The 21,861-nt window shown below is 56.6% G+C and carries 24 protein-coding genes and 2 tRNA genes; 14 read left to right on the forward strand and 12 right to left on the reverse strand.

Annotated elements, in window-relative coordinates:
* Positions 1 to 167: 167 nt before the first annotated feature.
* From mdtK to AC1VYI_RS14810, 4 genes are all read left to right on the forward strand, one after another.
* A complete protein-coding gene (gene mdtK / locus AC1VYI_RS14795; RefSeq protein WP_023311346.1) occupies positions 168 to 1,541 on the forward strand; it encodes an MdtK family multidrug efflux MATE transporter in 1,374 nt (457 codons plus the stop codon).
* A 153-nt stretch (positions 1,542 to 1,694) separates the two neighbouring features.
* A tRNA-Val gene (locus AC1VYI_RS14800) sits at positions 1,695 to 1,771 on the forward strand.
* A gap of 4 nt (positions 1,772 to 1,775) precedes the next feature.
* Positions 1,776 to 1,852 (forward strand) — tRNA-Val (locus AC1VYI_RS14805).
* 119 nt (positions 1,853 to 1,971) lie between these two features.
* Positions 1,972 to 3,567 (forward strand): FAD-NAD(P)-binding protein, encoded by a 1,596-nt coding sequence (locus AC1VYI_RS14810; RefSeq protein WP_134866477.1) that lies wholly within the window; start codon positions 1,972 to 1,974, stop codon positions 3,565 to 3,567.
* Positions 3,568 to 3,595: 28 nt separating this feature from the next.
* On the opposite strand, the gene AC1VYI_RS14815 is transcribed toward AC1VYI_RS14810, so the two are convergent.
* Together AC1VYI_RS14815 and AC1VYI_RS14820 are read right to left on the reverse strand one after the other, a co-directional pair.
* The gene (locus tag AC1VYI_RS14815; protein ID WP_023311344.1) at positions 3,596 to 4,231 is read right to left on the reverse strand and encodes a carbonic anhydrase; all 636 of its coding nucleotides are present in this window, start codon (positions 4,229 to 4,231) and stop codon (positions 3,596 to 3,598) included.
* 72 nt (positions 4,232 to 4,303) lie between these two features.
* A complete protein-coding gene (locus AC1VYI_RS14820) occupies positions 4,304 to 5,086 on the reverse strand; it encodes an MBL fold metallo-hydrolase (protein WP_045353807.1) in 783 nt (260 codons plus the stop codon).
* A 125-nt stretch (positions 5,087 to 5,211) separates the two neighbouring features.
* Between AC1VYI_RS14820 and AC1VYI_RS14825 the strand changes: the two genes are divergently transcribed.
* The gene (locus AC1VYI_RS14825) at positions 5,212 to 5,352 is read left to right on the forward strand and encodes a hypothetical protein (RefSeq protein ID WP_003857665.1); all 141 of its coding nucleotides are present in this window, start codon (positions 5,212 to 5,214) and stop codon (positions 5,350 to 5,352) included.
* Between the two features lie 92 nt (positions 5,353 to 5,444).
* On the opposite strand, the gene AC1VYI_RS14830 is transcribed toward AC1VYI_RS14825, so the two are convergent.
* Positions 5,445 to 5,612 carry a hypothetical protein gene (locus tag AC1VYI_RS14830; protein ID WP_014831607.1) on the reverse strand — a complete coding sequence of 56 codons (168 nt, stop codon included), beginning with the start codon at positions 5,610 to 5,612 and terminating at the stop codon, positions 5,445 to 5,447.
* Between the two features lie 245 nt (positions 5,613 to 5,857).
* Here AC1VYI_RS14830 and AC1VYI_RS14835 point away from each other — a divergent pair, with 245 nt between their 5' ends.
* From AC1VYI_RS14835 to AC1VYI_RS14850, 4 genes are read left to right on the forward strand one after another with little or no spacing between them, the layout of a single operon-like run.
* Positions 5,858 to 6,688, forward strand: a complete 831-nt coding sequence (locus AC1VYI_RS14835; protein WP_161798672.1) for an ABC transporter substrate-binding protein — start codon at positions 5,858 to 5,860, stop codon at positions 6,686 to 6,688.
* 2 nt (positions 6,689 to 6,690) lie between these two features.
* Positions 6,691 to 7,506, forward strand: a complete 816-nt coding sequence (locus tag AC1VYI_RS14840; protein ID WP_023311341.1) for an amino acid ABC transporter ATP-binding protein — start codon at positions 6,691 to 6,693, stop codon at positions 7,504 to 7,506.
* Positions 7,506 to 8,279 (forward strand): amino acid ABC transporter permease, encoded by a 774-nt coding sequence (locus tag AC1VYI_RS14845; protein WP_134866478.1) that lies wholly within the window; start codon positions 7,506 to 7,508, stop codon positions 8,277 to 8,279. Before AC1VYI_RS14840 ends, AC1VYI_RS14845 begins: the two co-directional genes overlap by 1 nt.
* Positions 8,263 to 8,949 (forward strand): amino acid ABC transporter permease, encoded by a 687-nt coding sequence (locus AC1VYI_RS14850; RefSeq protein WP_134866479.1) that lies wholly within the window; start codon positions 8,263 to 8,265, stop codon positions 8,947 to 8,949. The genes AC1VYI_RS14845 and AC1VYI_RS14850 overlap by 17 nt, the downstream gene beginning before the upstream one ends.
* On the opposite strand, the gene fumD is transcribed toward AC1VYI_RS14850, so the two are convergent.
* The 4 genes from fumD to AC1VYI_RS14870 form a co-directional block, all read right to left on the reverse strand.
* Positions 8,930 to 9,139 carry a fumarate hydratase FumD gene (gene fumD / locus AC1VYI_RS14855; RefSeq protein ID WP_023343959.1) on the reverse strand — a complete coding sequence of 70 codons (210 nt, stop codon included), beginning with the start codon at positions 9,137 to 9,139 and terminating at the stop codon, positions 8,930 to 8,932. The genes AC1VYI_RS14850 and fumD overlap by 20 nt on opposite strands.
* A 110-nt stretch (positions 9,140 to 9,249) precedes the next feature.
* Positions 9,250 to 10,062 carry a MetQ/NlpA family ABC transporter substrate-binding protein gene (locus AC1VYI_RS14860; protein ID WP_008500616.1) on the reverse strand — a complete coding sequence of 271 codons (813 nt, stop codon included), beginning with the start codon at positions 10,060 to 10,062 and terminating at the stop codon, positions 9,250 to 9,252.
* 23 nt (positions 10,063 to 10,085) lie between these two features.
* Positions 10,086 to 10,754: a methionine ABC transporter permease gene (locus AC1VYI_RS14865; protein ID WP_008500617.1), complete on the reverse strand. Its 669-nt coding sequence runs from the start codon at positions 10,752 to 10,754 to the stop codon at positions 10,086 to 10,088.
* Entirely contained in the window at positions 10,747 to 11,769 is a 1,023-nt protein-coding gene (locus AC1VYI_RS14870; protein WP_058840761.1) for a methionine ABC transporter ATP-binding protein, read from the reverse strand. Before AC1VYI_RS14870 ends, AC1VYI_RS14865 begins: the two co-directional genes overlap by 8 nt.
* 400 nt (positions 11,770 to 12,169) lie before the next feature.
* Between AC1VYI_RS14870 and AC1VYI_RS14875 the strand changes: the two genes are divergently transcribed.
* The 5 genes from AC1VYI_RS14875 to lpp all read left to right on the forward strand — a co-directional run bounded on the left by AC1VYI_RS14875 (position 12,170) and on the right by lpp (position 17,042).
* Complete coding sequence (locus tag AC1VYI_RS14875) at positions 12,170 to 13,540, forward strand: pyridoxal-phosphate dependent enzyme (protein ID WP_134866480.1); 1,371 nt, start codon at positions 12,170 to 12,172, stop codon at positions 13,538 to 13,540.
* A gap of 11 nt (positions 13,541 to 13,551) precedes the next feature.
* The gene (locus tag AC1VYI_RS14880; RefSeq protein ID WP_023311335.1) at positions 13,552 to 14,697 is read left to right on the forward strand and encodes a trans-sulfuration enzyme family protein; all 1,146 of its coding nucleotides are present in this window, start codon (positions 13,552 to 13,554) and stop codon (positions 14,695 to 14,697) included.
* A 73-nt stretch (positions 14,698 to 14,770) separates the two neighbouring features.
* Positions 14,771 to 15,067: a protein YnhH gene (gene ynhH / locus AC1VYI_RS14885; RefSeq protein WP_418921897.1), complete on the forward strand. Its 297-nt coding sequence runs from the start codon at positions 14,771 to 14,773 to the stop codon at positions 15,065 to 15,067.
* Between the two features lie 7 nt (positions 15,068 to 15,074).
* Positions 15,075 to 16,496 carry a pyruvate kinase PykF gene (pykF, locus tag AC1VYI_RS14890; protein ID WP_023311333.1) on the forward strand — a complete coding sequence of 474 codons (1,422 nt, stop codon included), beginning with the start codon at positions 15,075 to 15,077 and terminating at the stop codon, positions 16,494 to 16,496.
* 309 nt (positions 16,497 to 16,805) lie between these two features.
* Positions 16,806 to 17,042 (forward strand): murein lipoprotein Lpp, encoded by a 237-nt coding sequence (lpp, locus tag AC1VYI_RS14895; protein ID WP_010430241.1) that lies wholly within the window; start codon positions 16,806 to 16,808, stop codon positions 17,040 to 17,042.
* 60 nt (positions 17,043 to 17,102) lie between these two features.
* On the opposite strand, the gene ldtE is transcribed toward lpp, so the two are convergent.
* The 5 genes from ldtE to sufC form a co-directional block, all read right to left on the reverse strand.
* Positions 17,103 to 18,116, reverse strand: a complete 1,014-nt coding sequence (gene ldtE / locus AC1VYI_RS14900) for a L,D-transpeptidase LdtE (RefSeq protein ID WP_045401430.1) — start codon at positions 18,114 to 18,116, stop codon at positions 17,103 to 17,105.
* A gap of 97 nt (positions 18,117 to 18,213) precedes the next feature.
* The gene (gene sufE / locus AC1VYI_RS14905) at positions 18,214 to 18,630 is read right to left on the reverse strand and encodes a cysteine desulfuration protein SufE (protein ID WP_134866481.1); all 417 of its coding nucleotides are present in this window, start codon (positions 18,628 to 18,630) and stop codon (positions 18,214 to 18,216) included.
* Positions 18,631 to 18,644: 14 nt separating this feature from the next.
* On the reverse strand, positions 18,645 to 19,865 hold the full coding sequence (sufS, locus tag AC1VYI_RS14910) for a cysteine desulfurase SufS (RefSeq protein ID WP_023311330.1): 1,221 nt from the start codon (positions 19,863 to 19,865) through the stop codon (positions 18,645 to 18,647).
* Positions 19,862 to 21,133 (reverse strand): Fe-S cluster assembly protein SufD, encoded by a 1,272-nt coding sequence (gene sufD / locus AC1VYI_RS14915; RefSeq protein ID WP_134866482.1) that lies wholly within the window; start codon positions 21,131 to 21,133, stop codon positions 19,862 to 19,864. Before sufD ends, sufS begins: the two co-directional genes overlap by 4 nt.
* Positions 21,108 to 21,854, reverse strand: coding sequence for a Fe-S cluster assembly ATPase SufC (sufC, locus tag AC1VYI_RS14920; RefSeq protein ID WP_014831592.1), 747 nt, complete (start codon positions 21,852 to 21,854; stop codon positions 21,108 to 21,110). The genes sufD and sufC overlap by 26 nt, the downstream gene beginning before the upstream one ends.
* Positions 21,855 to 21,861: the final 7 nt, after the last annotated feature.

The raw sequence follows: 21,861 nt of genomic DNA on the forward strand, positions 1-21,861 counted from the left end.
CAGTTGGAAAAAGAGGTTGCCAGCGGAGCGCATTTTCTGGCGATTTTTTCACTAGATAAATAGCTAAAGCCCGCTACAATAGCTGGCACCCCCCTGCATTTTCTTCTTGCTGCCCGTTTCGGCGGCTTTTTTAGTCTCTCAAATAACTACAAAATAAAGGTGTTCACGTGCAGAAGTACATGAATGAAGCGCGCCAGCTATTGGCACTGGCTATACCAGTGATCGTCGCGCAAGTGGCCCAGACCGCAATGGGATTTGTGGATACGGTAATGGCAGGTGGCTACAGCGCCACCGATATGGCGGCCGTGGCTATCGGCACGTCAATCTGGCTTCCGGCCATCCTGTTCGGCCACGGTCTGCTGCTCGCGCTCACGCCGGTTATCGCTCAGCTCAATGGCTCGGGTCGTCGCGAGCGCATTGCCCATCAGGTTCGTCAGGGTTTCTGGCTGGCAGGGTTTGTTTCCCTGCTGATCATGGTTGTGCTCTGGAACGCGGGCCACATCATTCGCGCTATGCATAACATTGACCCGGCACTGGCTGATAAAGCCGTGGGCTATCTGCGCGCCCTGCTCTGGGGTGCGCCCGGCTACCTCTTTTTCCAGGTGGCGCGTAACCAGTGTGAGGGCCTGGCGAAAACCAAGCCCGGGATGGTGATGGGCTTTATCGGCCTGCTGGTCAACATTCCGGTGAACTATGTCTTTATTTACGGTCATTTCGGGATGCCGGAGCTCGGCGGCGTCGGCTGCGGCGTGGCGACGGCTGCCGTTTACTGGGTGATGTTCTTCTCCATGATCGCCTTTGTAAAACGCGCCCGTTCCATGCGCGATATTCGCAACGAGAAAAGATTTAGCACGCCGGACTGGAACATCATGACGCGTCTGGTGCAGTTAGGGTTACCGATCGCCCTCGCCCTGTTCTTTGAGGTGACCCTGTTTGCCGTGGTTGCCCTGCTGGTCTCCCCGCTGGGCATTGTGAACGTGGCCGGGCACCAGATTGCGCTGAACTTCAGCTCCCTGATGTTCGTCCTGCCGATGTCGCTGGCGGCGGCGGTGACGATTCGCGTCGGCTTCCGCCTGGGCCAGGGCTCAACGCTGGATGCGCAAACGGCCGCCCGGACCGGGCTGGGCGTCGGCGTCTGCATGGCTGTCTGTACGGCGCTCTTTACCGTTGCATTACGCGAGCAGATTGCCCTGCTCTATAACGACAACCCGGAAGTGGTCACGCTGGCATCGCACCTGATGCTGCTGGCCGCGATTTACCAGATCTCTGACTCCATCCAGGTGATTGGCAGCGGCGTGCTGCGTGGATATAAAGACACGCGCTCCATCTTCTTTATCACCTTCATCGCCTACTGGGTGCTGGGTCTGCCGTGTGGCTATATTCTGGCCCTGACGGACTTAGTGGTTGAGCGCATGGGGCCGGCAGGGTTCTGGATGGGCTTTATCATCGGCCTGACGTCGGCGGCGATTATGATGATGATGCGAATGCGCTTCCTGCAGCGCCAGCCATCAACGGTCATTTTGCAGCGCGCGGCACGTTAACGATGCGGTAGCCGCCGCCCGGCGGCTACTTTCTCTTCACTTTGCGCGGTAATGAAGCAATCGCGTGAAATCAGAGAGAAAAATGCATTTTCCCTCTTGCCACCTCGGTGCTGTGCCGCTAATATTCGTCCCCGTTGTCACCGACAACACGTTGCGTTCATAGCTCAGTTGGTTAGAGCACCACCTTGACATGGTGGGGGTCGTTGGTTCGAGTCCAATTGAACGCACCATTCTGCGTCCGTAGCTCAGTTGGTTAGAGCACCACCTTGACATGGTGGGGGTCGGTGGTTCGAGTCCACTCGGACGCACCATTTCAGTCCTGAAATGGTGCAAATCCTCTTCTGATATCCTGAATTATCCTAATCCCTTATTTTCATCATTATTCTCCTGCTACGCTTTTCTTATGGAAAAAAACACAGGAAACGTGTTGATGAAGAAGATCGCGATTATCGGCTCCGGCCCCACAGGGATTTACACCTTTTATCACCTCCTCAAGAACAGCACGCCGCTCTCCGTTTCCGTTTTCGAACAATCCGAAGACGCTGGCGTGGGTATGCCCTATAACGACGACGATAATTCCCGGCTGATGCTGGCGAACATTGCGAGCATTGAAATCCCGCCCATTTTTATCACCTACCTCGACTGGCTCAAGGAACAGAGTGACGCCCATCTTGCGCGCTTTAAGGTTGATAAAACCCGCCTGCATGACCGGCAGTTCCTGCCGCGGCTTCTGCTGGGTCAATATTTCCGCGACAGCTTTCTTTCCATCGTAACAGAGGCAAAAAGGCTGGGATTCAACGTTGATGTCCATGAATCTGCGAAGGTCACAGACATCATTCCCGCGACAACCGGCGTTACGCTTTCCGTCAACGGCAGCGTCTTGCCTGAACAATTCGACCTTGCGGTTATCGCCACCGGCCACGTCTGGCCAGACGAGGACGAATCCACGCGCACGTTCTTCCCAAGCCCGTGGTCCGGTCTGATGGACGCCAGTATCCCTCCCTGCCGCGTCGGTATCATGGGGACTTCGTTAAGCGGTCTCGACGCGGCCATGGCGGTGGTGATGCAGCACGGTGAATTTCGTGATGATAAATTCGTGCTGGATAAAGGCAGCGACGCGTTGAAGATTGTCCTGATGTCCCGAACGGGTATTCTGCCGGAAGCCGATTTTTACTGCCCTATTCCTTACGAACCGCTGTCGGTATTGACCGAAGGCGCGGCTGAAAGCGAGATTGCCCAAGGATCGGATGGCCTGCTCGACCGTATATTTACCCTGATGGTCAAAGAGCTTCAGCTCGCTGACCCGACGTGGTGCGAGAAAATATCGCTGCATAAGCAGAATGCGGACAGCATTCGTGAGGCCTGGTTTGAGGATCGTAAACGGCACGGCCCCTTTACCTGGGCGGAAGAAAATCTCAACGAGGTTGAGCGGAACAAACGCGAGCGGCGCACTGTAGCCTGGCGCTATACCGTGCTTCGGCTGCATGAGGTGGTTCAGGAGATTGTTCCCCACCTCAACGAACGGGACAGAAAGCGCTTTAAGCAAGGCCTCGCCCGCGTATTCATCGACAACTATGCGGCCATCCCTCCGCAGTCTATCCGCAGGCTGCTCGCGCTTCGCGAAGCCGGCATCATCAGCGTGGCGACGCTCGGCGACGATTACGCGCTGGATATTGGCAGCGATCGAACGGTAATCACTACACAAGAGACCGTTTACCGTTTCGACGTGTTTATTGATGCGCGCGGGCAGAAGCCGCTCAAAACGAAGGATCTGCCCTTTCCGACGCTGCGCAAACAGCTGGAAGCCACGGGCGAAGAGATACCGGACGTCGGTGAGGATTACACCTTAAATGCGCCTGACGCCGTTCGCGGGCGCATTGCCTTCGGCGCGATACCGTGGCTGATGCACGATCGTCCCTTCGTTCAGGGGCTGGCGGAGTGTGCAGAGATTGCGGAAGCAATGGCGAAGGCGGCGGAAAAACCCGCGTCTCGATCGCGGCGCAGATTACCGTATATCGAGAACTGACAGGGCTTCCATGCCCTGCTGTCGAGGATTACTCGAAGAAGACTTCCGGATTTTCTGACAGCGAAACGAAGGTTTTCGTCGCTTTATCCAGGGCAAGAATTTTGCCGCTTTCAATGTCGTACACCCAGCCGTGCAGTCGGATGGAGTTATTACGCAGGCCCACCGCGACGGACGGGTGGGTCTTAATGTTGCTCAGCTGCGCAAACACGTTCTCCTGCACCATCGCATTGACCTTATCGATCGGCTTATCCCAGGTTTTCTTCTCAACCACGGCTTTCGCCGCGTCTGAATAGCGCAGCCAGTGTGACACAGCAGGCATTGGCTCCAGGTTCGCGTTATCGGCAATCGCCTTCATCGCGCCACAGTTGGAGTGACCGCAAATCACGATATCCGTGACGCCCAGCGCCACCACGGCGTATTCGATAGTGGCGGACACGCCGCCAGGCTCCGGCCCGAAAGGCGGTACGATGTTGCCAGCATTACGAATGACAAAGAGTTGTCCTGGCTCTTGCTGGGTGACCAGTTCCGGGACCAGACGGCTGTCGGAGCATGAGATGAACAGCGCTTTGGGATTCTGGCTGGACGCTAAACTGCGGAAGAGTTCTTTACGTTGCGGGAAAATCTCTTTTTGAAAGCTGAGAAAACCTTCAATGATATGTTGCATAGCAATGTCTCTTTTATCTGTTTTAGTTTAGGCATGATCGAGATCTCACTCGTAAAGTTTACCCATCGTGGTTTACTTCAGACAAGCAATATATTTCTGGCCCGACCGCTGCACAATCTCGTCCGCACTGGCCTGGATGTTCTGCCCTTCAAACGCGCCGTAAAGACGTTCAAAGGTTTTGCCTTCGAGATGACTCACCACCGACGCCACGGTGCGGGCCGGCAGCGGAAGATAATTCGGATAGCTCCACATAAACGAGACGGCGTCTTTACCCGGCGTGACCTGCAGAATATCGCCCACCAGCAATACCCCACCCCCCTCCTGCCAGTGCAGCACCGTTCCACCGGCAAAATGCCCGCCCAGACGCAGCAGGGTGACCGACGGGAAAATATCCAGCGCATCCCCCTCCCAGAAATGAATGGCCGGGCTGTCGCGCATGACCCACTCTTTGTCGCTGGCGTGCAGATACACCGGCGCATCAAACGCCGCAGCCCACTCCTGCATGGTGGTGTAATAGTGCGGATGTGAAATAGCAATCGCGCTGATGCCGCCGAGGGCGGTAACGAGCGCTTTGGTTGCGGGGTCGAGGTTGGCGATGCAGTCCCAGAGGATATTGCCGTGGGGCGTTTGCAGGAACAGCGCCCGCTGGTTTATCGCAAACGCGGGCACCGTTTTGATCCCAAACAGCCGCGGCTCCAGCTGCTGCCATTTATTGCTATGCGTGGCGGTGACGGTGTCGAGATCGGTCCATGCCTGGCCCGTGGCGGGCACGTACTGGCGTTCATCCTCACAAATTGGGCATCTGTCCGGGCGGGCATCGTAGGCGGTTCCGCAGGTTTTACAGAGTGTAATCATGTGCTCTCCTCAGCGATAAAGCACTGAGTATGGCAGGGATTATCCTTATGTGCTGCGAGGTACATTGCTGGCTTTTTTTGCCCTATACTGTGCCAGTATCAAAAACTGAACAGAGCAGGTGCCACATGGAAATTGATCTCGATAACTTAGTCTTTAACGGTCTGGATGAAGCCGAAGAGCGTAATGCCGAACGTCTGGACGATGCAGACAAAAAAGCGCAGGCGATTGTCGCCGACGACGACTGCGGCGACGCCTGCAAGATCTAATAAAAAAGCACCGGGAAACCGGTGCTTTTTTATTTCACTCGTTAAACGTCACGCACACCTCGTTCCAGTACGTTTCGCGCGTGCGACGCAGTTCAGCGTGACGTTTTATCATGGAACCACTCCGGGTCAATGTTGGCGACGTCGACGCCATACAGGCTGGCGACAGGCAGGATTGACTCAAGAACACGTTGCGCGCTGTTCTCCGCATTCACTGGTCGGGTCGCAAAAAACCGCCGTAACGTGCTGATCCATTTTTTCATCGTCTTACCCTCTCTCGCCGTGTCTGATCTCAGTTAAGCACTCAAATGCCGCGCGGGGGAAATACCAAAATCCACTGTCGATGTGCAGGATTTGCAAATAGCCTCCCGTTCTTTTCACTCTTCATTAACACCTTGTTCACTAATGCTTTTTTGCTCATAACAAAGAACGATTTCTTATTTGGCGATAGCTTTCGCTTATGGGAGCGTAGCGGGGTAAAACAAAAACAACGGGATGGCGAATGACTATGGCAGCAAACATGAAAGGGTTTACAAAACGGACACTGGTTCTGGGATTACTGGCGGCGGGCAGCCTGCTTTCAGCGCAGGCACAGGCCGATCAGCTGGCGGATATTAAGGCCGCAGGGGTGGTGAAAGTGGCCACGTTTGACGCCAACCCGCCGTTTGGCTCTATTGATGCCAAAACGCACGAGATCGTCGGTTATGACGTGGACTTCGCCAAAGCGCTGGCAAAATCGCTCGGCGTGAAGCTTGAACTGGTTGCCACCAATCCGGCTAACCGTATTCCGCTGCTGCAGTCCGGAAAAGCCGACCTGATCGTGGCGGATATCACCATCACCCCGGAACGCGCGCAGGTGATTGATTTCTCGACGCCTTACTTTGTCACCGGCCAGCAGTTCCTCGTGCCGGCGAAATCACCGGACAAGCTTGATGACTACAGCCGGGCGCGTATTGGCGCGGTCAAAGGAACGACGGGCGAGCAGGCGCTGCACCAGCGTTTCCCGCAGTCACGCGTGCTCTCTTATGACGATATTCCGCTGGCGCTGACGGCGCTGCGCAACGGTAACGTACAGGCCATCACCCAGGACAGCACCATTCTGGCCGGTCTGCTGGCGCAGGCGCCGGATAAAGCGAACTTTAAAATCCTGCCCGACCTGCTCAGCAAAGAAGAGATTGGCGTTGGGGTGAAAAAAGGCGAAACGGCGCTGCTGAAGGCCGTTAACGACGAGCTGGTTAACCTCGAGAAGAACGGTCAGGCAGCAAAAATCTACGATGTCTGGTTTGGCCCAAACACGCCTTCCCCACAGCCTCGCGCCTTTAAAATAGAAGCCAGATAATTATGCTCTCAGGTTTATTTTCACACTCCGCGGCCGGTGCCGCGGATTTTTCACATCTGGAACAGGCCAGCGTCGAGTTTCGTCACGTGGACAAACGCTACGGTGACCATCAGGTTTTAAACGACATTAACCTCACCATCACGCCCGGTGAAGTGGTCGCCATCCTCGGCCCTTCAGGTTCCGGTAAATCCACCCTGATCCGTCTCATCAACCAGCTTGAAACCCTGAGCGGCGGAGAGATTCTGGTCGACAACAAGCCTACCGCAAAGCTCTCCGGTACCGGGCTGCGCCAGCTGCGCAGCCGCGTGGGGTTTGTGTTCCAGCAGTTCAATCTTTACGCCCACCTCACCGCCAGCCAGAACATCACCCTGGCGCTGGAGCAGGTTCACGGCTGGAAGCCGCAGCCTGCCCAGGAGCGCGCGCTGGCCCTGCTGGAGAAGGTCGGGATGCTGGAAAAAGCCCACCATTTCCCGGCAGAACTTTCCGGTGGACAGCAGCAGCGCGTCGCGATTGCCCGCGCCCTGGCCTCCTCACCGCAAATCATTCTGTTCGATGAACCCACCTCCGCGCTGGATCCGGAGATGATTGGTGAAGTGCTGTACGTGATGAAAGCCCTCGCCCACAGCGGGATCACGATGATCGTGGTGACCCACGAGATGCAGTTTGCCCGGGAAATTGCCGACCGGATTGTCTTTATCGACGGCGGGCAAATTCTGGAAACCGCGCCGCCGGCGCAGTTTTTCAGCCAGCCGTCGCATCCGCGCGCGCAGCGGTTCCTGCAGAAGGTGCTCAACCCGCTGCATCAGGAGCATCTGTAATGCCCGCGCTCGACTGGCAGGGGGTTCTGACCGGACAGCCTCTGCAGTGGATACTCTCCGGATTCCTCACCACCCTGTGGGTCACGCTTGCCGGGATGCTGCTGGCCAGCCTGCTCGCACTGCTTTTTATGCTCCTGCGCCTTTCCGGCGGACGCCCCGGGAACGCGGTCGTCAGCAGCTGGGTGTCGCTGTTTCGCAATACGCCGCTGCTGGTGCAGCTGCTGTTCTGGTATTTTGCCGCCTGGAACGGGCTACCGCAGGCGTTCCGCGACGCGGTGAACGCGGATCACAGCTGGTCAATTCTGCCCGGTAACGTCTGGTGGTTTACGCCCGAATTTTTATGTTCTGCCTGGGGGTTGGGCGTCTTTACCTCGGCGTTTTTAATCGAAGAGGTGGAATCGGGCTTACGTTCCGTGCCTGCCGGACAGCGGGAGGCGGCGCTCGCGCAGGGATTCTCCGCGTGGCGTCTGTTTCGTTACATCCTTCTGCCGCAGGGCCTGGCCAACGCCTGGCAGCCCGTTGTGGGCCAGTATCTTAATCTGATGAAGCTCTCCTCGCTCGCCAGCGGGATTGGCTTTGCCGAGCTGACCTATCAGGTCAGACAGATCGAGAGCTATAACGCGCACGCGCTGGAGGCGTTTACCCTCGGTACCGCGCTCTATCTGCTGACCGGCCTGGTCATGGGGATGGTGCTGGTTCGCATCGGGCCTGACGCGAAACGTAAACGCCCAGGCGCCGCCACTCGGAGTGAAAAACATGATTGCCGGACTTAACGTCATCACCGATAACCTCGACTATCTGCTGTGGGGACGCGCGGCAACGGGTGAACCGGGGGGAGTATTGCTGTCGTTGATGATGGCTGCCGGGGCCGCCGTTATCGCTCTGCCCGGAGGGATAGTGCTCGCATGTCTGGCCTGGCGCTTTACCGGGCTCGTGCGAAAGGCCCTCTTTTTATGGGCAGAGCTGATTCGCGGTATCCCGCTCATCTTCGTAATTTTCTGGATGTGGTATCTGCTGCCGCTTATGACCGGGGGCGATCTGCCGGGAGCGCTGACCGTCACGCTGGCTCTGGCCTGGTTTACCGCGGCAACCGTGATGCACTCGGTGCTGGCCGGGCTTAACGCGCTACCGTCCGGACAATATGAGGCCGCACTGTCACAGGGATTCAGCACGCAGCAAACCCTCCTGCGCGTGCTGCTGCCGCAGGCGCTGAGGAATATTCTGCCCTCGCTGGTGGGGATTTTTATCAGCCTGCTGAAGGATACGTCGCTGGCGTTTATCGTGAACGTACCGGAGCTGACCACGGTGGCGGGACAGGTCAACAACCGGGTGCAAATCTATCCGGCGGCCATTTTTATCTTTACGGGCGTGGTCTACTACCTGCTCTGCTGCTCGCTCGAGCAGCTTGCGAAACGCTGGCGCCTTACCCGGCCAGCGCTTTAACCACCGTTTCCATTGCCTCGGTTGTCAATGCACTGCGTTTCACGCGCTGGTTCGCCAGCGCGGTACGCAGTACTCCGGCAATGACAATATGCTTTGGCTCCTGCCCTAAATCACGCATCTCAAGCACCACCTTTCCGACCACCCGGCACATCTCCTGGTACAGCGCTTCATCTTTGGTCACGTTACCCATCGTCATCACTCCATTGCCTTTTAAACGTTGAGCTTAAATGATTCTCCTGCCGGATACAAAAAAGAAGCCCGGCGAGAGACTCGCCGGGCTTCATCTGTAAAATCAGTAAATTAGTTGTTTACTGGGATGACCGCGCCTTTGTACTTGGTGCGGATCCAGTCCTGAATCTCTTTCGAGTGCAGCACGTTCACCAGCGCAACGATATCTTTCTTCTTCTCGTCACCGCGATGCACGGTAATGATGTTGGCGTACGGGTTATTTTCACCGCTCTCTACCGCAATCGGGTCGTGAACCGGATCCAGACCGGCGTCAATCGCGTAGTTGGCGTTAATCACCACCGCGTCGCCTTCGTTGTTGTTGTACATCTGCGGCAGCAGAGACGCTTCCACGTTAGGCGTGAACTTCAGCTTTTTCGGGTTCTCGACGATGTCGCTGATGCGCGCGGTCACTTTATCGATGCCCGGCTTCAGCTTGATCACGCCCTCTTTCTCGAAGATGGAGAGAATACGCCCCTCTTCAGAAACCGCGTCACGCATGATGATCTTGCCACCTTCAGGCAGGTCTTTCAGCGACTTGTATTTTTTGGAGTAGATGCCGATTGGCTCAATGTGGATCGCGCCCGCACTGACGAAATCGTAGTCTTTATCGCCCGCATGATCCTTCAGCACGCTGTTCAGGTAAGGAATGTGCTGGAAATAGTTCGCGTCGATGTCATGACCCGCCAGCGCGGTGTTCGGCAGAATGTAGTCCTGGAACGGTTTGATCTCCAGGTCGATACCCTGCTTCGCCAGAATTGGCTTTGCCTGCTCCAGAATTTCGGCGTGCGGCGTGTTGGATGCGCCCACGGTCAGGGTGTCAGCCCAGGAAGCGAAGCTCAGGGCGCTCAGGGTTGCGGCGGCGATCAGTGTCAGTGTTTTTTTCATGATGTGGTTCCTGTGTGTATTTATTAGCGTTTATCTAACAGTGAAGTAATGACATCGCCGCAGAACTGGATAATGAAAACGATGATCAGAATGGTCACCGTTGCCACCAGCGTGACGTCACCATGGTTGCGCTGGAATCCTTCCAGATAAGCCAGATTTCCCAAACCGCCGGCGCCAATCACCCCCGCCATTGCGCTGTAGCTCACCAGCGCAATGAGCGTCACCGTAATACCCGATACCAGTGCGGGTGATGATTCCGGCAGTAAAACCCGAAACACTAACGTGCTCAGTCGTGCGCCCATCGAGCGCGTTGCTTCGATGACGCCTTTATCCACTTCACGCAGGGCGATCTCCACCAGGCGTGCGTAGAACGGTGCCGCGCCCACAATCAGCGCCGGCAGCGCCGCGTTGGCGCCAAGAATGGTGCCGACGACGGTCTTGGTGAACGGGATCAGCAGGACAATCAAAATGATGAACGGAATAGAGCGGAACACGTTCACCACAATCGAAATCACGCTGTAAACCGTGCGGTTGTGGAACAGCCCGCCGCGTGCGGTTAAAAACAGCGCCAGCCCCAGCACGATGCCCAGCACAAAGGTCGCCACGCCGGACAGCGCGGTCATGTACAGCGTCTCAAGCGTGGCCGCCCAGAGCTGATCCCATTTGAGATGCGGAAAGAGATTCTCAGCCATGTTTAATCACCTCGCCTTCAATATCGCTGTGCTGCAGGTCGGCGAGGATATTGTTCAGTTGTTCATCGGATGCCACGACATGTACCCAGAGCTGACCAAACACACCGTGGGCGGTTTGCGTCATTTTCCCGTGCAGGATGTTAAACGGCAGGCCGTAGCGCAGGGTCAGTTCACCCACAATCGGCTTATGGGTGCTGTGCCCGGTAAAGGTCAGCCTGATGACCGTGCCTTCCAGATCCTTTGCCAGTTCGGTATTGAAGGTTTCCTCCTCAGCGTATTGGCTCACCTGGCGGACAAACTGCTGCGTAATCGGCTGCTGCGGATGGGTAAAGACGCTCAGCACGTCGCCTTCTTCAACCACTTTACCGTTCTCCATCACCGCCACGCGGTCGCAGATTTTACGCACCACGTGCATCTCGTGGGTGATCAGCACGATGGTCAGCCTGAAGCGGCGGTTAATATCCAGCAGCAGATCGAGGATCTGATCGGTGGTCTGCGGGTCGAGCGCGGACGTGGCTTCATCGCAGAGCAGCACGTCAGGGCTGTTCGCCAAAGCGCGCGCAATACCCACGCGCTGCTTTTGCCCGCCGCTCAGCTGGGACGGGTACGCATTCTCGCGCCCCTTCAGGCCGACCAGATCCACCAGCTCGGCGACGCGCGCCTTGATGCTGGCTTTTGGCACACCGGCGATTTGCATCGAGAAAGCGATATTCTCGCTCACCGTGCGCGACCACAGCAGATTGAAGTGCTGGAACACCATGCTGATTTTCAGGCGCGCCTGGCGCAGCGCTTCACCCTTTGCCGCAGAGATATCCTGCCCGTTAATAGTCACGCTTCCGGCGCTGGGTTTTTCCAGACCGTTCAGCAGACGAATCAGCGTGCTTTTCCCGGCTCCGCTGTAGCCGATAATTCCGTAAATCTGTCCCTGCTCTATCGTCAAATTGACGTTATCAACGGCAGTCAGCGCGACCTTTCCGTTGTCAAAAACCTTCGAAATATTCCTGAGTACGATCATTCTTATTCTTTATCCGTTTCGCGCATGGCTGTTTAGCAGTATGGATGTCCAAACGATAGTAAACAGGCGTTATCAGCTTTCAAATGAACAAAAAAGAATTTGTTATAACTTTGGGAAATAAACAGCGGATTTACAGGGTGGGAAGCATTTAGATCAATTTCAGCAATGATTATCTGCCGGATGCATATCTGCTGGTAGACACCCGCTAAAAACGGTCATTTTTTCAGCATTTCATGCCGGTATAGCCATCCTCACATCCAGACAACTTTACGTCTTGCTGTCCTGACATCCAAAAATGGCATTTATATTCTTTTCTGTTCTAAAGAGCAGTGAATGGTTCTTTATTGCGAAAATTTCGCCGCTCTATCATCCCGTCATGACATCCAGAAAGGAAAACATCATGACGATTTACCACTCCGTCACTGAACTGATTGGCCGTACCCCGCTTATCCAGCTGCACAAGCTTGATACCGGCCCCTGCTCGCTGTTCCTGAAGCTGGAAAACCAGAATCCGGGCGGCTCTATTAAGGATCGCGTTGCGCTGTCGATGATTAACGAAGCGGAGCGTACCGGCCAGCTGCAGCCGGGCGGCACGATTATTGAGGCGACGGCGGGGAATACCGGTCTCGGCCTGGCCCTGATTGCCGCCCAGAAAGGCTACTCGCTGATCCTGGTGGTGCCGGACAAAATGAGCCGCGAGAAGATTTTCCACCTGCGCGCGCTGGGTGCCCAGGTGGTGCTGACCCGCTCCGACGTCAACAAGGGCCACCCCGCCTATTACCAGGATTACGCCCAGCGCCTGGCCAACGAGCTGCCCGGCGCGTTTTACATCGACCAGTTCAATAACGAGGCCAACCCGCTGGCGCACCGCACCACCACGGCACCGGAACTGTACGAGCAGCTTGACGGCAAGATCGACGCCATCGTGGTGGGCGTCGGCTCAGGCGGTACGCTGGGCGGCCTGCAGGCGTGGTTCGCCGAGCACTCTCCGCACACGGAGTTTGTCCTGGCTGACCCGGCCGGATCGGTTCTGGCCGACCAGGTGGAAACCGGACGCTATCACGATGCGGGCTCCTGGCTGGTTGAGGGTATTGGCGAAGACTTTATTCCGCCGCTGGCCCACATTGAAGCGGTGAATCGCGCCTGGCGCATCACCGACCGAGAGGCCTTCACCACCGCGCGCGACCTGCTGAAAACGGAAGGCATTCTGGCGGGCTCTTCCAGCGGCACGCTGCTGGCGGCCGCGCTGAAATATTGCCAGGCGCAGACCACACCGAAACGCGTGGTGACCTTCGCCTGCGACAGCGGCAATAAGTATCTCTCGAAGATGTTCAACGACGACTGGATGCGACAGCAGGGGCTCATCACGCGCCCTCAGGCCGGCGACCTCTCTGACTACATCGCCCTGCGCCACGATGAAGGCGCCACCGTTACCGCCGCCCCGGACGACACGCTTTCCACCGTACTGGCACGCATGCGCCTGTATGACATCTCCCAGCTGCCGGTGCTGGAGAACGGCAAGGTGGTGGGTATTATCGACGAGTGGGATCTTCTGCGGCATATCGGCGGCGACGGCGATCGCTTCGCGCTTCCGGTGACGGCAGCCATGACGCGCCAGGTGGAGTTTCTTGATAAACACGCCCCGGAAAGCGCCCTGAACGCCATCTTCGACCGCGGTCTGGTGGCCGTGATTAATGACAACGACCGTTTTCTCGGTCTGATTACGCGCAGCGACGTTCTGACCGCCTGGCGCAACCGTCTTCAGCAATAAAGGAATCGATGATGAAAAACCTGGCTACCCTGAGCGTACACAGCGGCGAGTTCAACGACCAGCACGGCGCCGTCATGCCGCCGATTTACGCCACCTCGACGTTTGCGCAACCGTCACCCGGCGAGCATACCGGCTATGAATATTCCCGCAGCGGCAACCCTACACGCCATGCGCTGGAAACCGCCATCGCCGAACTGGAAGGTGGCACGCGCGGCTACGCCTTCGCCTCCGGTCTGGCGGCCATCTCCACGGTGCTCGAACTGCTGGACAAAGACAGCCATATCGTCGCCATTGATGACGTTTACGGCGGGACGTACCGCCTGATTGAAAACGTGCGCAAGCGCAGCACCGGCCTGCAGGTCAGCTGGGTTAAACCGGACGACTTAGCCGGTCTTGAGGACGCCATCCGCCCGGATACCCGCATGGTGTGGGTCGAAACGCCAACCAATCCGCTGCTGAAGCTGGCGGATCTGGCGGCCATTGCGGCGATCGCCCGCCGTCATAACGTCATCAGCGTGGCGGATAACACCTTCGCGTCGCCGGTGATCCACCGTCCGCTGGAGTCGGGTTTCGATATCGTGGTGCACTCCGCCACCAAATACCTGAACGGCCACTCTGACGTGGTGGCCGGGCTGGCGATTGTCGGGGATAACAGTGAACTGGCGGATAAGCTGAGTTATCTGCAAAACGCGGTAGGCGGCGTACTGGATCCGTTCAGCAGCTTCCTGACGCTGCGCGGTATTCGCACGCTTGCGTTGAGGGTAGAAAAGCACAGCACCAACGCGCTGGCGATTGCGCAATGGCTGGATCAGCACCCTCTGGTCGAAAAAGTGTTCTATCCCGGCCTGGAATCGCATCCGCAGTATCAGCTTGCCCGCACGCAGATGGCCCTGCCCGGTGGGATGATTTCCGTCGTGGTAAAAGGCGATGCGCAACGAGTCACCGAGGTGATTCGCAACCTGAAGCTGTTCACCCTCGCGGAAAGCCTCGGCGGTGTGGAAAGTCTGGTGAGCCAGCCTTATAGCATGACGCACGCCTCGATTCCGCTGGAGCAACGCCTGGCAAACGGCATTGTGCCGCAGCTTATCCGTCTGTCAGTCGGGATTGAAGATCCGAAAGACCTGATTGCCGATCTCAGTCAGGCGCTGCAAAAATAAGCAAAACGCGGCAGGTCAACCACCTGCCGTCATAAGTTGTCATCATGGCTTAACGCCTTGATAACAATATTATGTGAAACTGCACAGATTATTTCTGAAACACCGTTTCCATTTTCCTTTTATCTTAAAATCAGCGTATAATGCGCGCCTAATCCCTGGTGAATGGTTTCAGCGCTTGGAATACAAAAAACAACGTACAACTTCTCCCCTCCTTCGTTGGGCTGTCACTCAGGCACACTTTCTTCTGCACGCTCATTTGATGTCTCCTATCCTTAGTGCGTGTCATATACTCTTTTGCAACACAGGTTTGACTCCGCGGCGGTGCGCCCCCGGAGCGAGATTTCCATATCCTTCCCAACTTAAAGACTAAGACTGTCATGAAAAAGACGAAAATTGTTTGTACTATCGGCCCGAAAACCGAATCTGAAGAGATGCTGACCAAAATGCTGGACGCCGGCATGAACGTGATGCGTCTGAACTTCTCCCACGGTGATTACGCAGAACACGGTCAGCGTATCCAGAACTTGCGCAACGTGATGAGCAAGACCGGTAAAAAAGCTGCCATCCTGCTGGACACCAAAGGTCCAGAAATCCGTACCATCAAACTGGAAGGCGGTAACGACGTCTCTCTGAAAGCGGGCCAGACCTTCACCTTCACCACCGACAAATCCGTTGTCGGCAACAGCGAAATCGTTGCAGTGACCTATGAAGGCTTCACCAACGACCTGTCCGTCGGTAACACCGTGCTGGTAGACGATGGTCTGATCGGTATGGAAGTCACCGCGATCGAAGGCAACAAGGTTATCTGTAAGGTGCTGAATAACGGCGACCTGGGCGAAAACAAAGGCGTTAACCTGCCGGGCGTTTCTATCGCACTGCCAGCACTGGCTGAAAAAGACAAACAGGACCTGATCTTCGGTTGCGAACAAGGCGTTGACTTTGTTGCGGCCTCCTTCATTCGTAAGCGCTCAGACGTGGTTGAAATCCGCGAGCACCTGAAAGCGCACGGCGGCGAGAAGATCCAGATCATCTCCAAAATTGAAAACCAGGAAGGCCTGAACAACTTCGACGAAATCCTCGAAGCGTCTGACGGCATTATGGTTGCTCGTGGCGACCTGGGCGTTGAAATCCCGGTTGAAGAAGTGATCTTCGCACAGAAGATGATGATCGAGAAATGTGTACGCGCGCGTAAAGTGGTTATCACCGCAACGCAGATGCTGGACTCCATGATCAAAAACCCGCGCCCAACCCGCGCTGAAGCAGGCGACGTGGCAAACGCCATCCTCGACGGTACTGATGCGGTTATGCTGTCCGGCGAATCCGCGAAGGGTAAATACCCGCTGGAAGCGGTGACCATCATGGCTACCATCTGCGAACGTACCGACCGCGTAATGAAAAGCCGTCTGGACTACAACAACGACAGCCGCAAGCTGCGCATCACCGAAGCGGTATGCCGCGGTGCGGTAGAAACCGCTGAGAAACTGGAAGCCCCACTGATTGTGGTTGCCACTCAGGGCGGTAAATCTGCTCGCGCGGTGCGTAAATACTTCCCGGATGCGACTATCCTGGCGCTGACCACCAACGAAACCACGGCTCGTCAGCTGGTGCTGAGCAAAGGCGTGATCCCACACCTGGTGAAAGAGATCGCCTCTACGGATGATTTCTACCGTCTGGGTAAAGAAGTAGCTCTGGAGCTGGTGGATCGCGGTCTGGCACAGAAAGGTGACGTTGTGGTCATGGTTTCTGGCGCACTGGTACCAAGCGGCACAACCAATACCGCATCTGTTCACGTGCTGTAATAATTCCCGAACGAATTAATTTTGATAAAAAGCGCCCTCCGGGCGCTTTTTTTATTCCTGGCATTAGCCAAAGTCATTCAAAATGCAAATCGGGTTTTTCTATTTAATTGCGATTTATCTAAGATGAATCCGATGATAAATGCCTTTTTTTCCTTAGATTTTTGCCCGAAAAGGGCTGATTCGATGCTTCTTTGAGCGAACGATCAAAAATAGGTGTATTCCCATCAAAAAAATATTCTCAACCCAAAAAACTTTGTGTAATACTTGTAACGCTACATGGAGATTAACTCAATCTAGAGGGTATTAATAATGAATCGTACTAAACTGGTACTGGGCGCGGTAATCCTGGGTTCTACTCTGCTGGCTGGTTGCTCCAGCAACGCTAAAATCGATCAGCTGTCTTCTGACGTTCAGACTCTGAACGCTAAAGTTGACCAGCTGAGCAACGACGTGAACGCAATCCGTTCCGACGTTCAGGCTGCTAAAGACGACGCAGCTCGCGCTAACCAGCGTCTGGACAACCAGGCTACTAAATACCGTAAGTAATAGTACCTGTTAATAAAATGGCGCACATTGTGCGCCATTTTTTTTGCCTGAGTCAAACGGCTACTGCGTCACCTTCTCCCCTTCATCTTCCGCTACCGCAGCAGACACCCGGCTGTTCTGCACCGACAATACGCTATTGCTGGCTGAAGGACCGCTCCCTGACGACACGATAACCGGGATGCCCGCACGACGTGCCAGGGCTTTCTCAATCAGCGCCTTATCGCTTCCAGCCTGAGAAACAAAGTTCGCAAAGTCGGCGGAGTGGGTAATGGGCGAGACCTGCGGGTTTTCTCCCTCAGCCTGCGCCAGCGGGCGATGGACTTCAATATAGCGTTTACCATCCGGCTCCACGGAGAACTTCACGGGTTCATTGATAATCTGTACCCGCGTGCCAACCCGCACCTGTTCGAACAGCGCTTTGATATCCGGGGCGTTCATCCGCATACAGCCGGAGCTGACCCGCAGGCCCACGCTGTCCGGCGCGCTGGTGCCGTGGATGAGATATTCCCCGTTGCCCACGCCTAAACGCAGTGCAAAGCGTCCCAGCGGGTTATTTGGCCCGGCAGGTACCACCGGAGGCAATTTAATGCCCTGCTCCAGAGAGCGTGCTCTGATGCCCGGCGTGGGTGTCCAGGTGGGATTCGGGATCTTCTGGCTCACCCGCGTGGTCGTCACCGGCGTTTCCAGCCCCAGCTGTCCGATGCCGAGCGGGAAGACCTGAACGATATTTTCTCCCGGCGGGAAGTAGTAGAGCCGCAGCTCTGCGAGGTTCACCACAATCCCCTCGCGCGGCGTGTCCGGCAGCAGCATCTGCGACGGAATGGTAATGACGGTTCCCGGCGCAGGGTTTACCGGCGCAATGGTATTGTTTGTTTCCAGGATCACCTGCGCCGCGGTATTAAACCGGCGGGCGATGGTCTGCAGCTTATTATCCCCTTCCTGTATCGTGTAGGTTTGATTTTGCCCAATCAGGCGACTGCCTGCGGGCGGCAACGGATAGTCCATCGCGCGGGCCGAATTAAGTGCGCCGAGCGAACTGAGGAGTAATAGAGTTATTAGAGACGCGCGCTTCATGCTGAGATTCCTTATTCACTGGCAGGACGCCAGAAAGCTGAAAAACCAGCGAGGCGGGAACCACCTCGCGAAACAGAATGAATGCTGTTCTGTAAGTCTAGCTAAGGATTGCAGCTTTGGCGCGGATCGCGCGAATCATCGCTTCCAGTCCCTGGGAACGAGACGGGGTGAGGTGTTGGGTCAGGGCCATTTTTTCAAACCACGGGCGGACATCAAACGCGACAATATCCTGCGCCGACATCCGGTGGTAAAGAATAAAGACGACCGCAATAAGCCCTTTTACAATGGACGCATCGCTGTCGCCGTGCAGTGCTATCGTGCCGTCGTCAGACTGCTCCATCACAATCCACACCTGGCTCTGACAGCCCTGAATACTGTTTTCCGGGTTATGCGACTCTTCACCGAGCGGCGGCAGACGCTGCCCCAGCTCGATGATATAAAGGTACTTCTCTTCCCAGTTTGCGCAACGCCCAAAGTTGCGCAGCAATTTGTCTCTGTCCGGCAGTTCTGCCATCTTTTGCCTCTCCGTTAGCCCAGCAGCTGGTGAATACGCTTAAGCCCCGCCACCAGCCTGTCGACCTCTTCCGTTGTGTTGTACATCACCAGCGACGCGCGGCACATTGCCGGCACCTGGTAAAACGCCATCAGCGGCATGGCGCAGTGGTGCCCGGTACGGACCGCCACGCCGTAGTTATCGAGGAAACTGCCCACGTCATAGGCGTGATGTTTCCCGAGATTGAACGCGATCACCCCTTGCCGGTCGGCAGGCCCGTAGAGGGTCAGATCCGGCACGCTGGCAAGCTCGGCAAGCGCATAGTGCATCAGCAGCTGTTCGTACTCCTGAATGCTATCAAGGCCGATTGCGGAGACGTAGGAAACCGCCGCCCCCAGCCCGATAATCCCGCCGGTGTTGGGCGTACCCGCCTCAAAACGCCACGGCGCGCGCGCGTAGGTGGTGCCTTCCGTCAGGCTGACTGTGGCGATCATCGAGCCGCCCCCTTCCCACGGCGGCATCGCCTGCAGAATGTCTTCCTTCACGTAGAGCACGCCGATCCCGGTCGGCCCATAGAGCTTGTGGCCTGAGAAGACGTAGAAATCGCAGTCCAGCGCCTGAACGTCAACCGCGTGGTGCATTACCGCCTGGGCGCCGTCAATCAGCACCTTCGCGCCGGCCTGATGGGCTTTTTCGACAATCTCTGCCACCGGGTTTTCAGTCCCGAGCACGTTAGAGACCTGGGTGACCGCCACCAGCCGCGTGCGGTCATCCAGCAATGCGTCGAGCTGCTCGAGCTGCAGCGTCCCGTCAACGTTCAGCGGAATGACCCGCAATTGCGCGCCAACGCGCTCGCAGAGCATCTGCCACGGCACGATATTGGCGTGGTGCTCCATCTGGGTGATGATGATGTTATCCCCCGCGTGGACCTGCGCGTTGCCCCAGCTGTTAGCGACAAGGTTGATTCCTTCGGTGGTTCCGCGCACGAAGACCAGCTCCTCGGGCGATTTTGCATTGAGGAAGGCGGCAATTTGCGTGCGCACGTTTTCCATACGCTGGGTCGCCTCGGCGCTCAGGGTATGAATACCGCGATGCACGGCGGCGTAGCCGTGGCGATAAAACTCGGCTTCCGCATCCACGACCGGGTTCGGCTTCTGCGCGCTGGCCGCGCTGTCCAGATAGGCCAGAGGAAGACCGTTCACTTCACGGGTCAGAACCGGAAAATCTGCCCGTACTTTCTCGACGGGAAAACTCATGCTTCGCCTCCAGGCAGACGCTGACCGATACGTGCCAGCACCTGCTGTTTCAACTGACCATCGTTCAGCGCTTCCGTCAGTTCGGCGGCAAACGCATAGATAATCATTTTCTGCGCCGCCTGCTGGTCGATACCGCGGGAACGCAGGTAGAACATCTGCTCGTCGTCGATGCGCCCGACCGTTGCACCGTGGCTGCACTTCACGTCGTCGGCGTAGATCTCCAGCTGCGGTTTGGTGTCCACCTCCGCCAGGCGCCCTAACAGCAGATTGTTGTTGGTCATCTGCCCGTCGGTTTTAATGGCGTGCTGCGCCACGTTAATCAGGCCGTTAAACACCGCGCGACCTCTGTCACTCACGATAGTTTTGTGCAGCTGGCGGCTATTGCAGTAGCCCTTGTTGTGCTCCAGCCAGGTGCGCGTGTCGCACACCTCTGATTTAACCGGCATCGCCAGACTGTTGATGCGCAGCGTGGTATTTTCGCCGTTAAGCTGCGTGCTGGTATTGTGACGCAGCACAGACCCGCCGAGCAGGAAGCTATGGCTGTACGCTGCGGCATCCTGACCCAGCACAATGTCGTTATGGGCAAAGTGGTGGCTCTGCGCATTCTCAAACGCCAGCTTGACGTGGTGAAGCTGGGCATTGGCGGCAACGTTCATCGTCAGACGCGATCCGGTAAAGTGCCGGACATCGTTAAGGCTGACGTAATGTTCGATTACCGTGGCCTCAGCCCCCTCCGCCAGCTCAAGATGATGGCGATAGTGCGCGGTGTTGATTTCGTCGCCGTCCAGCCCCTGGGTGATGTGCATCAGCAGCAGCGGCTTTGCCGGACGCTGGTTACGCTTCACGCCGATATGCGTCACGCTGCGGGCCAGGCTCTCGGTCAGGTGCAGGAAAACCTCAGGCTGAACCGGGGCGCTCAGGGGCTGGCGATCGTCGTTTATCACAATATCAAATCCGCTCCCCTGAAGGGCGTCGCTCAGCTCCGGACGGAACTCACCGTCGACAAACACCAGGCGCACGGCATCAACATGCAATGCCAGCGCGTCGCGCTGCGCCGGAGTGAGATCCGCCAGGCGGGTCACGAACTCGGCGTTCAGCAGGCCATCAAGCGGGGTGTATTTCCAGTTCTCGTGCTTACGCGTCGGCAGGCCGAGACGCAGCATCTGCTGAAGATGCTGCTGCGCCTGCTCGGAGCGCGTGCCGCCCTGGGCTTCAAACAGCCGGTGCCACTGCTGGAGCGCATTACTGCTGTTCGGTAAGCCAGCCATAACCCTGCTCCTCCAGTTGTTTAACCAGCGTGAAATCTCCGGATTTCACAATACGCCCCTGGTAAAGCACATGGACGTAATCCGGCTTGATGTAGTCCAGAATGCGCTGGTAGTGGGTGACGATAATAAACGAGCGCTTGCCGTCGCGCAGGGAGTTAACCCCGTCAGCGACAATCTTCAGGGCGTCGATATCCAGACCGGAGTCGGTCTCATCCAGAATGCACAGCTCGGGCTCCAGAACGGCCATCTGCAGAATGTCGTTACGCTTTTTCTCGCCGCCGGAAAAACCGACGTTCACCGAGCGGGTGAGCAAATCTTCCGGCATTTTCAGCAGCTTGATTTTCTCTTCCATTAAATCCTGGAAGTCGAAGCGGTCGAGCGCCTCCAGCCCCCGGTATTTTCGCACCGCGTTGAGCGCGGTTTGCAGGAAGAACTGGTTGCTGACGCCCGGAATTTCAACCGGGTACTGGAAGGCCATAAAGATGCCCTCTCCCGCGCGATCTTCCGGCGACATTTCCAGCAGATCTTTACCGTTGAACTCGACCGAGCCGTGGGTCACCTCATAATCTTCGCGCCCCGCCAGCGTCGCGGAAAGCGTACTTTTCCCGGAACCGTTCGGCCCCATGATAGCGTGGACTTCCCCCGGCTTGACGTCAAAATTGAGGCCACGCAGGATGGCTTTGTCTTCTACGCTGACCTGTAAATCTTTAATGCTTAACATGTGCTTT

It is taken from the genome of Enterobacter sp. QK-SA4 (genome assembly GCF_056856775.1).

Excerpts from the sequence above, each read along its gene's own strand:
- lpp (WP_010430241.1), top strand. The coding sequence starts at position 16,806 with ATGAATCGTACTAAACTGGTACTGGGCGCGGTAATCCTGGGTTCTACT.
- sufC (WP_014831592.1), bottom strand. The coding sequence starts at position 21,854 with ATGTTAAGCATTAAAGATTTACAGGTCAGCGTAGAAGACAAAGCCATC.
- pykF (WP_023311333.1), top strand. The coding sequence starts at position 15,075 with ATGAAAAAGACGAAAATTGTTTGTACTATCGGCCCGAAAACCGAATCT.
- AC1VYI_RS14820 (WP_045353807.1), bottom strand. The coding sequence starts at position 5,086 with ATGATTACACTCTGTAAAACCTGCGGAACCGCCTACGATGCCCGCCCG.
- sufS (WP_023311330.1), bottom strand. The coding sequence starts at position 19,865 with ATGAGTTTTCCCGTCGAGAAAGTACGGGCAGATTTTCCGGTTCTGACC.
- AC1VYI_RS14870 (WP_058840761.1), bottom strand. The coding sequence starts at position 11,769 with ATGATCGTACTCAGGAATATTTCGAAGGTTTTTGACAACGGAAAGGTC.
- AC1VYI_RS14845 (WP_134866478.1), top strand. The coding sequence starts at position 7,506 with ATGCCCGCGCTCGACTGGCAGGGGGTTCTGACCGGACAGCCTCTGCAG.
- AC1VYI_RS14875 (WP_134866480.1), top strand. The coding sequence starts at position 12,170 with ATGACGATTTACCACTCCGTCACTGAACTGATTGGCCGTACCCCGCTT.
- AC1VYI_RS14830 (WP_014831607.1), bottom strand. The coding sequence starts at position 5,612 with ATGAAAAAATGGATCAGCACGTTACGGCGGTTTTTTGCGACCCGACCA.
- fumD (WP_023343959.1), bottom strand. The coding sequence starts at position 9,139 with ATGGGTAACGTGACCAAAGATGAAGCGCTGTACCAGGAGATGTGCCGG.
- sufE (WP_134866481.1), bottom strand. The coding sequence starts at position 18,630 with ATGGCAGAACTGCCGGACAGAGACAAATTGCTGCGCAACTTTGGGCGT.
- AC1VYI_RS14835 (WP_161798672.1), top strand. The coding sequence starts at position 5,858 with ATGGCAGCAAACATGAAAGGGTTTACAAAACGGACACTGGTTCTGGGA.
- AC1VYI_RS14880 (WP_023311335.1), top strand. The coding sequence starts at position 13,552 with ATGAAAAACCTGGCTACCCTGAGCGTACACAGCGGCGAGTTCAACGAC.
- sufD (WP_134866482.1), bottom strand. The coding sequence starts at position 21,133 with ATGGCTGGCTTACCGAACAGCAGTAATGCGCTCCAGCAGTGGCACCGG.
- AC1VYI_RS14840 (WP_023311341.1), top strand. The coding sequence starts at position 6,691 with ATGCTCTCAGGTTTATTTTCACACTCCGCGGCCGGTGCCGCGGATTTT.
- AC1VYI_RS14815 (WP_023311344.1), bottom strand. The coding sequence starts at position 4,231 with ATGCAACATATCATTGAAGGTTTTCTCAGCTTTCAAAAAGAGATTTTC.
- AC1VYI_RS14850 (WP_134866479.1), top strand. The coding sequence starts at position 8,263 with ATGATTGCCGGACTTAACGTCATCACCGATAACCTCGACTATCTGCTG.
- ldtE (WP_045401430.1), bottom strand. The coding sequence starts at position 18,116 with ATGAAGCGCGCGTCTCTAATAACTCTATTACTCCTCAGTTCGCTCGGC.
- AC1VYI_RS14810 (WP_134866477.1), top strand. The coding sequence starts at position 1,972 with ATGAAGAAGATCGCGATTATCGGCTCCGGCCCCACAGGGATTTACACC.
- AC1VYI_RS14865 (WP_008500617.1), bottom strand. The coding sequence starts at position 10,754 with ATGGCTGAGAATCTCTTTCCGCATCTCAAATGGGATCAGCTCTGGGCG.
- AC1VYI_RS14860 (WP_008500616.1), bottom strand. The coding sequence starts at position 10,062 with ATGAAAAAAACACTGACACTGATCGCCGCCGCAACCCTGAGCGCCCTG.
- AC1VYI_RS14825 (WP_003857665.1), top strand. The coding sequence starts at position 5,212 with ATGGAAATTGATCTCGATAACTTAGTCTTTAACGGTCTGGATGAAGCC.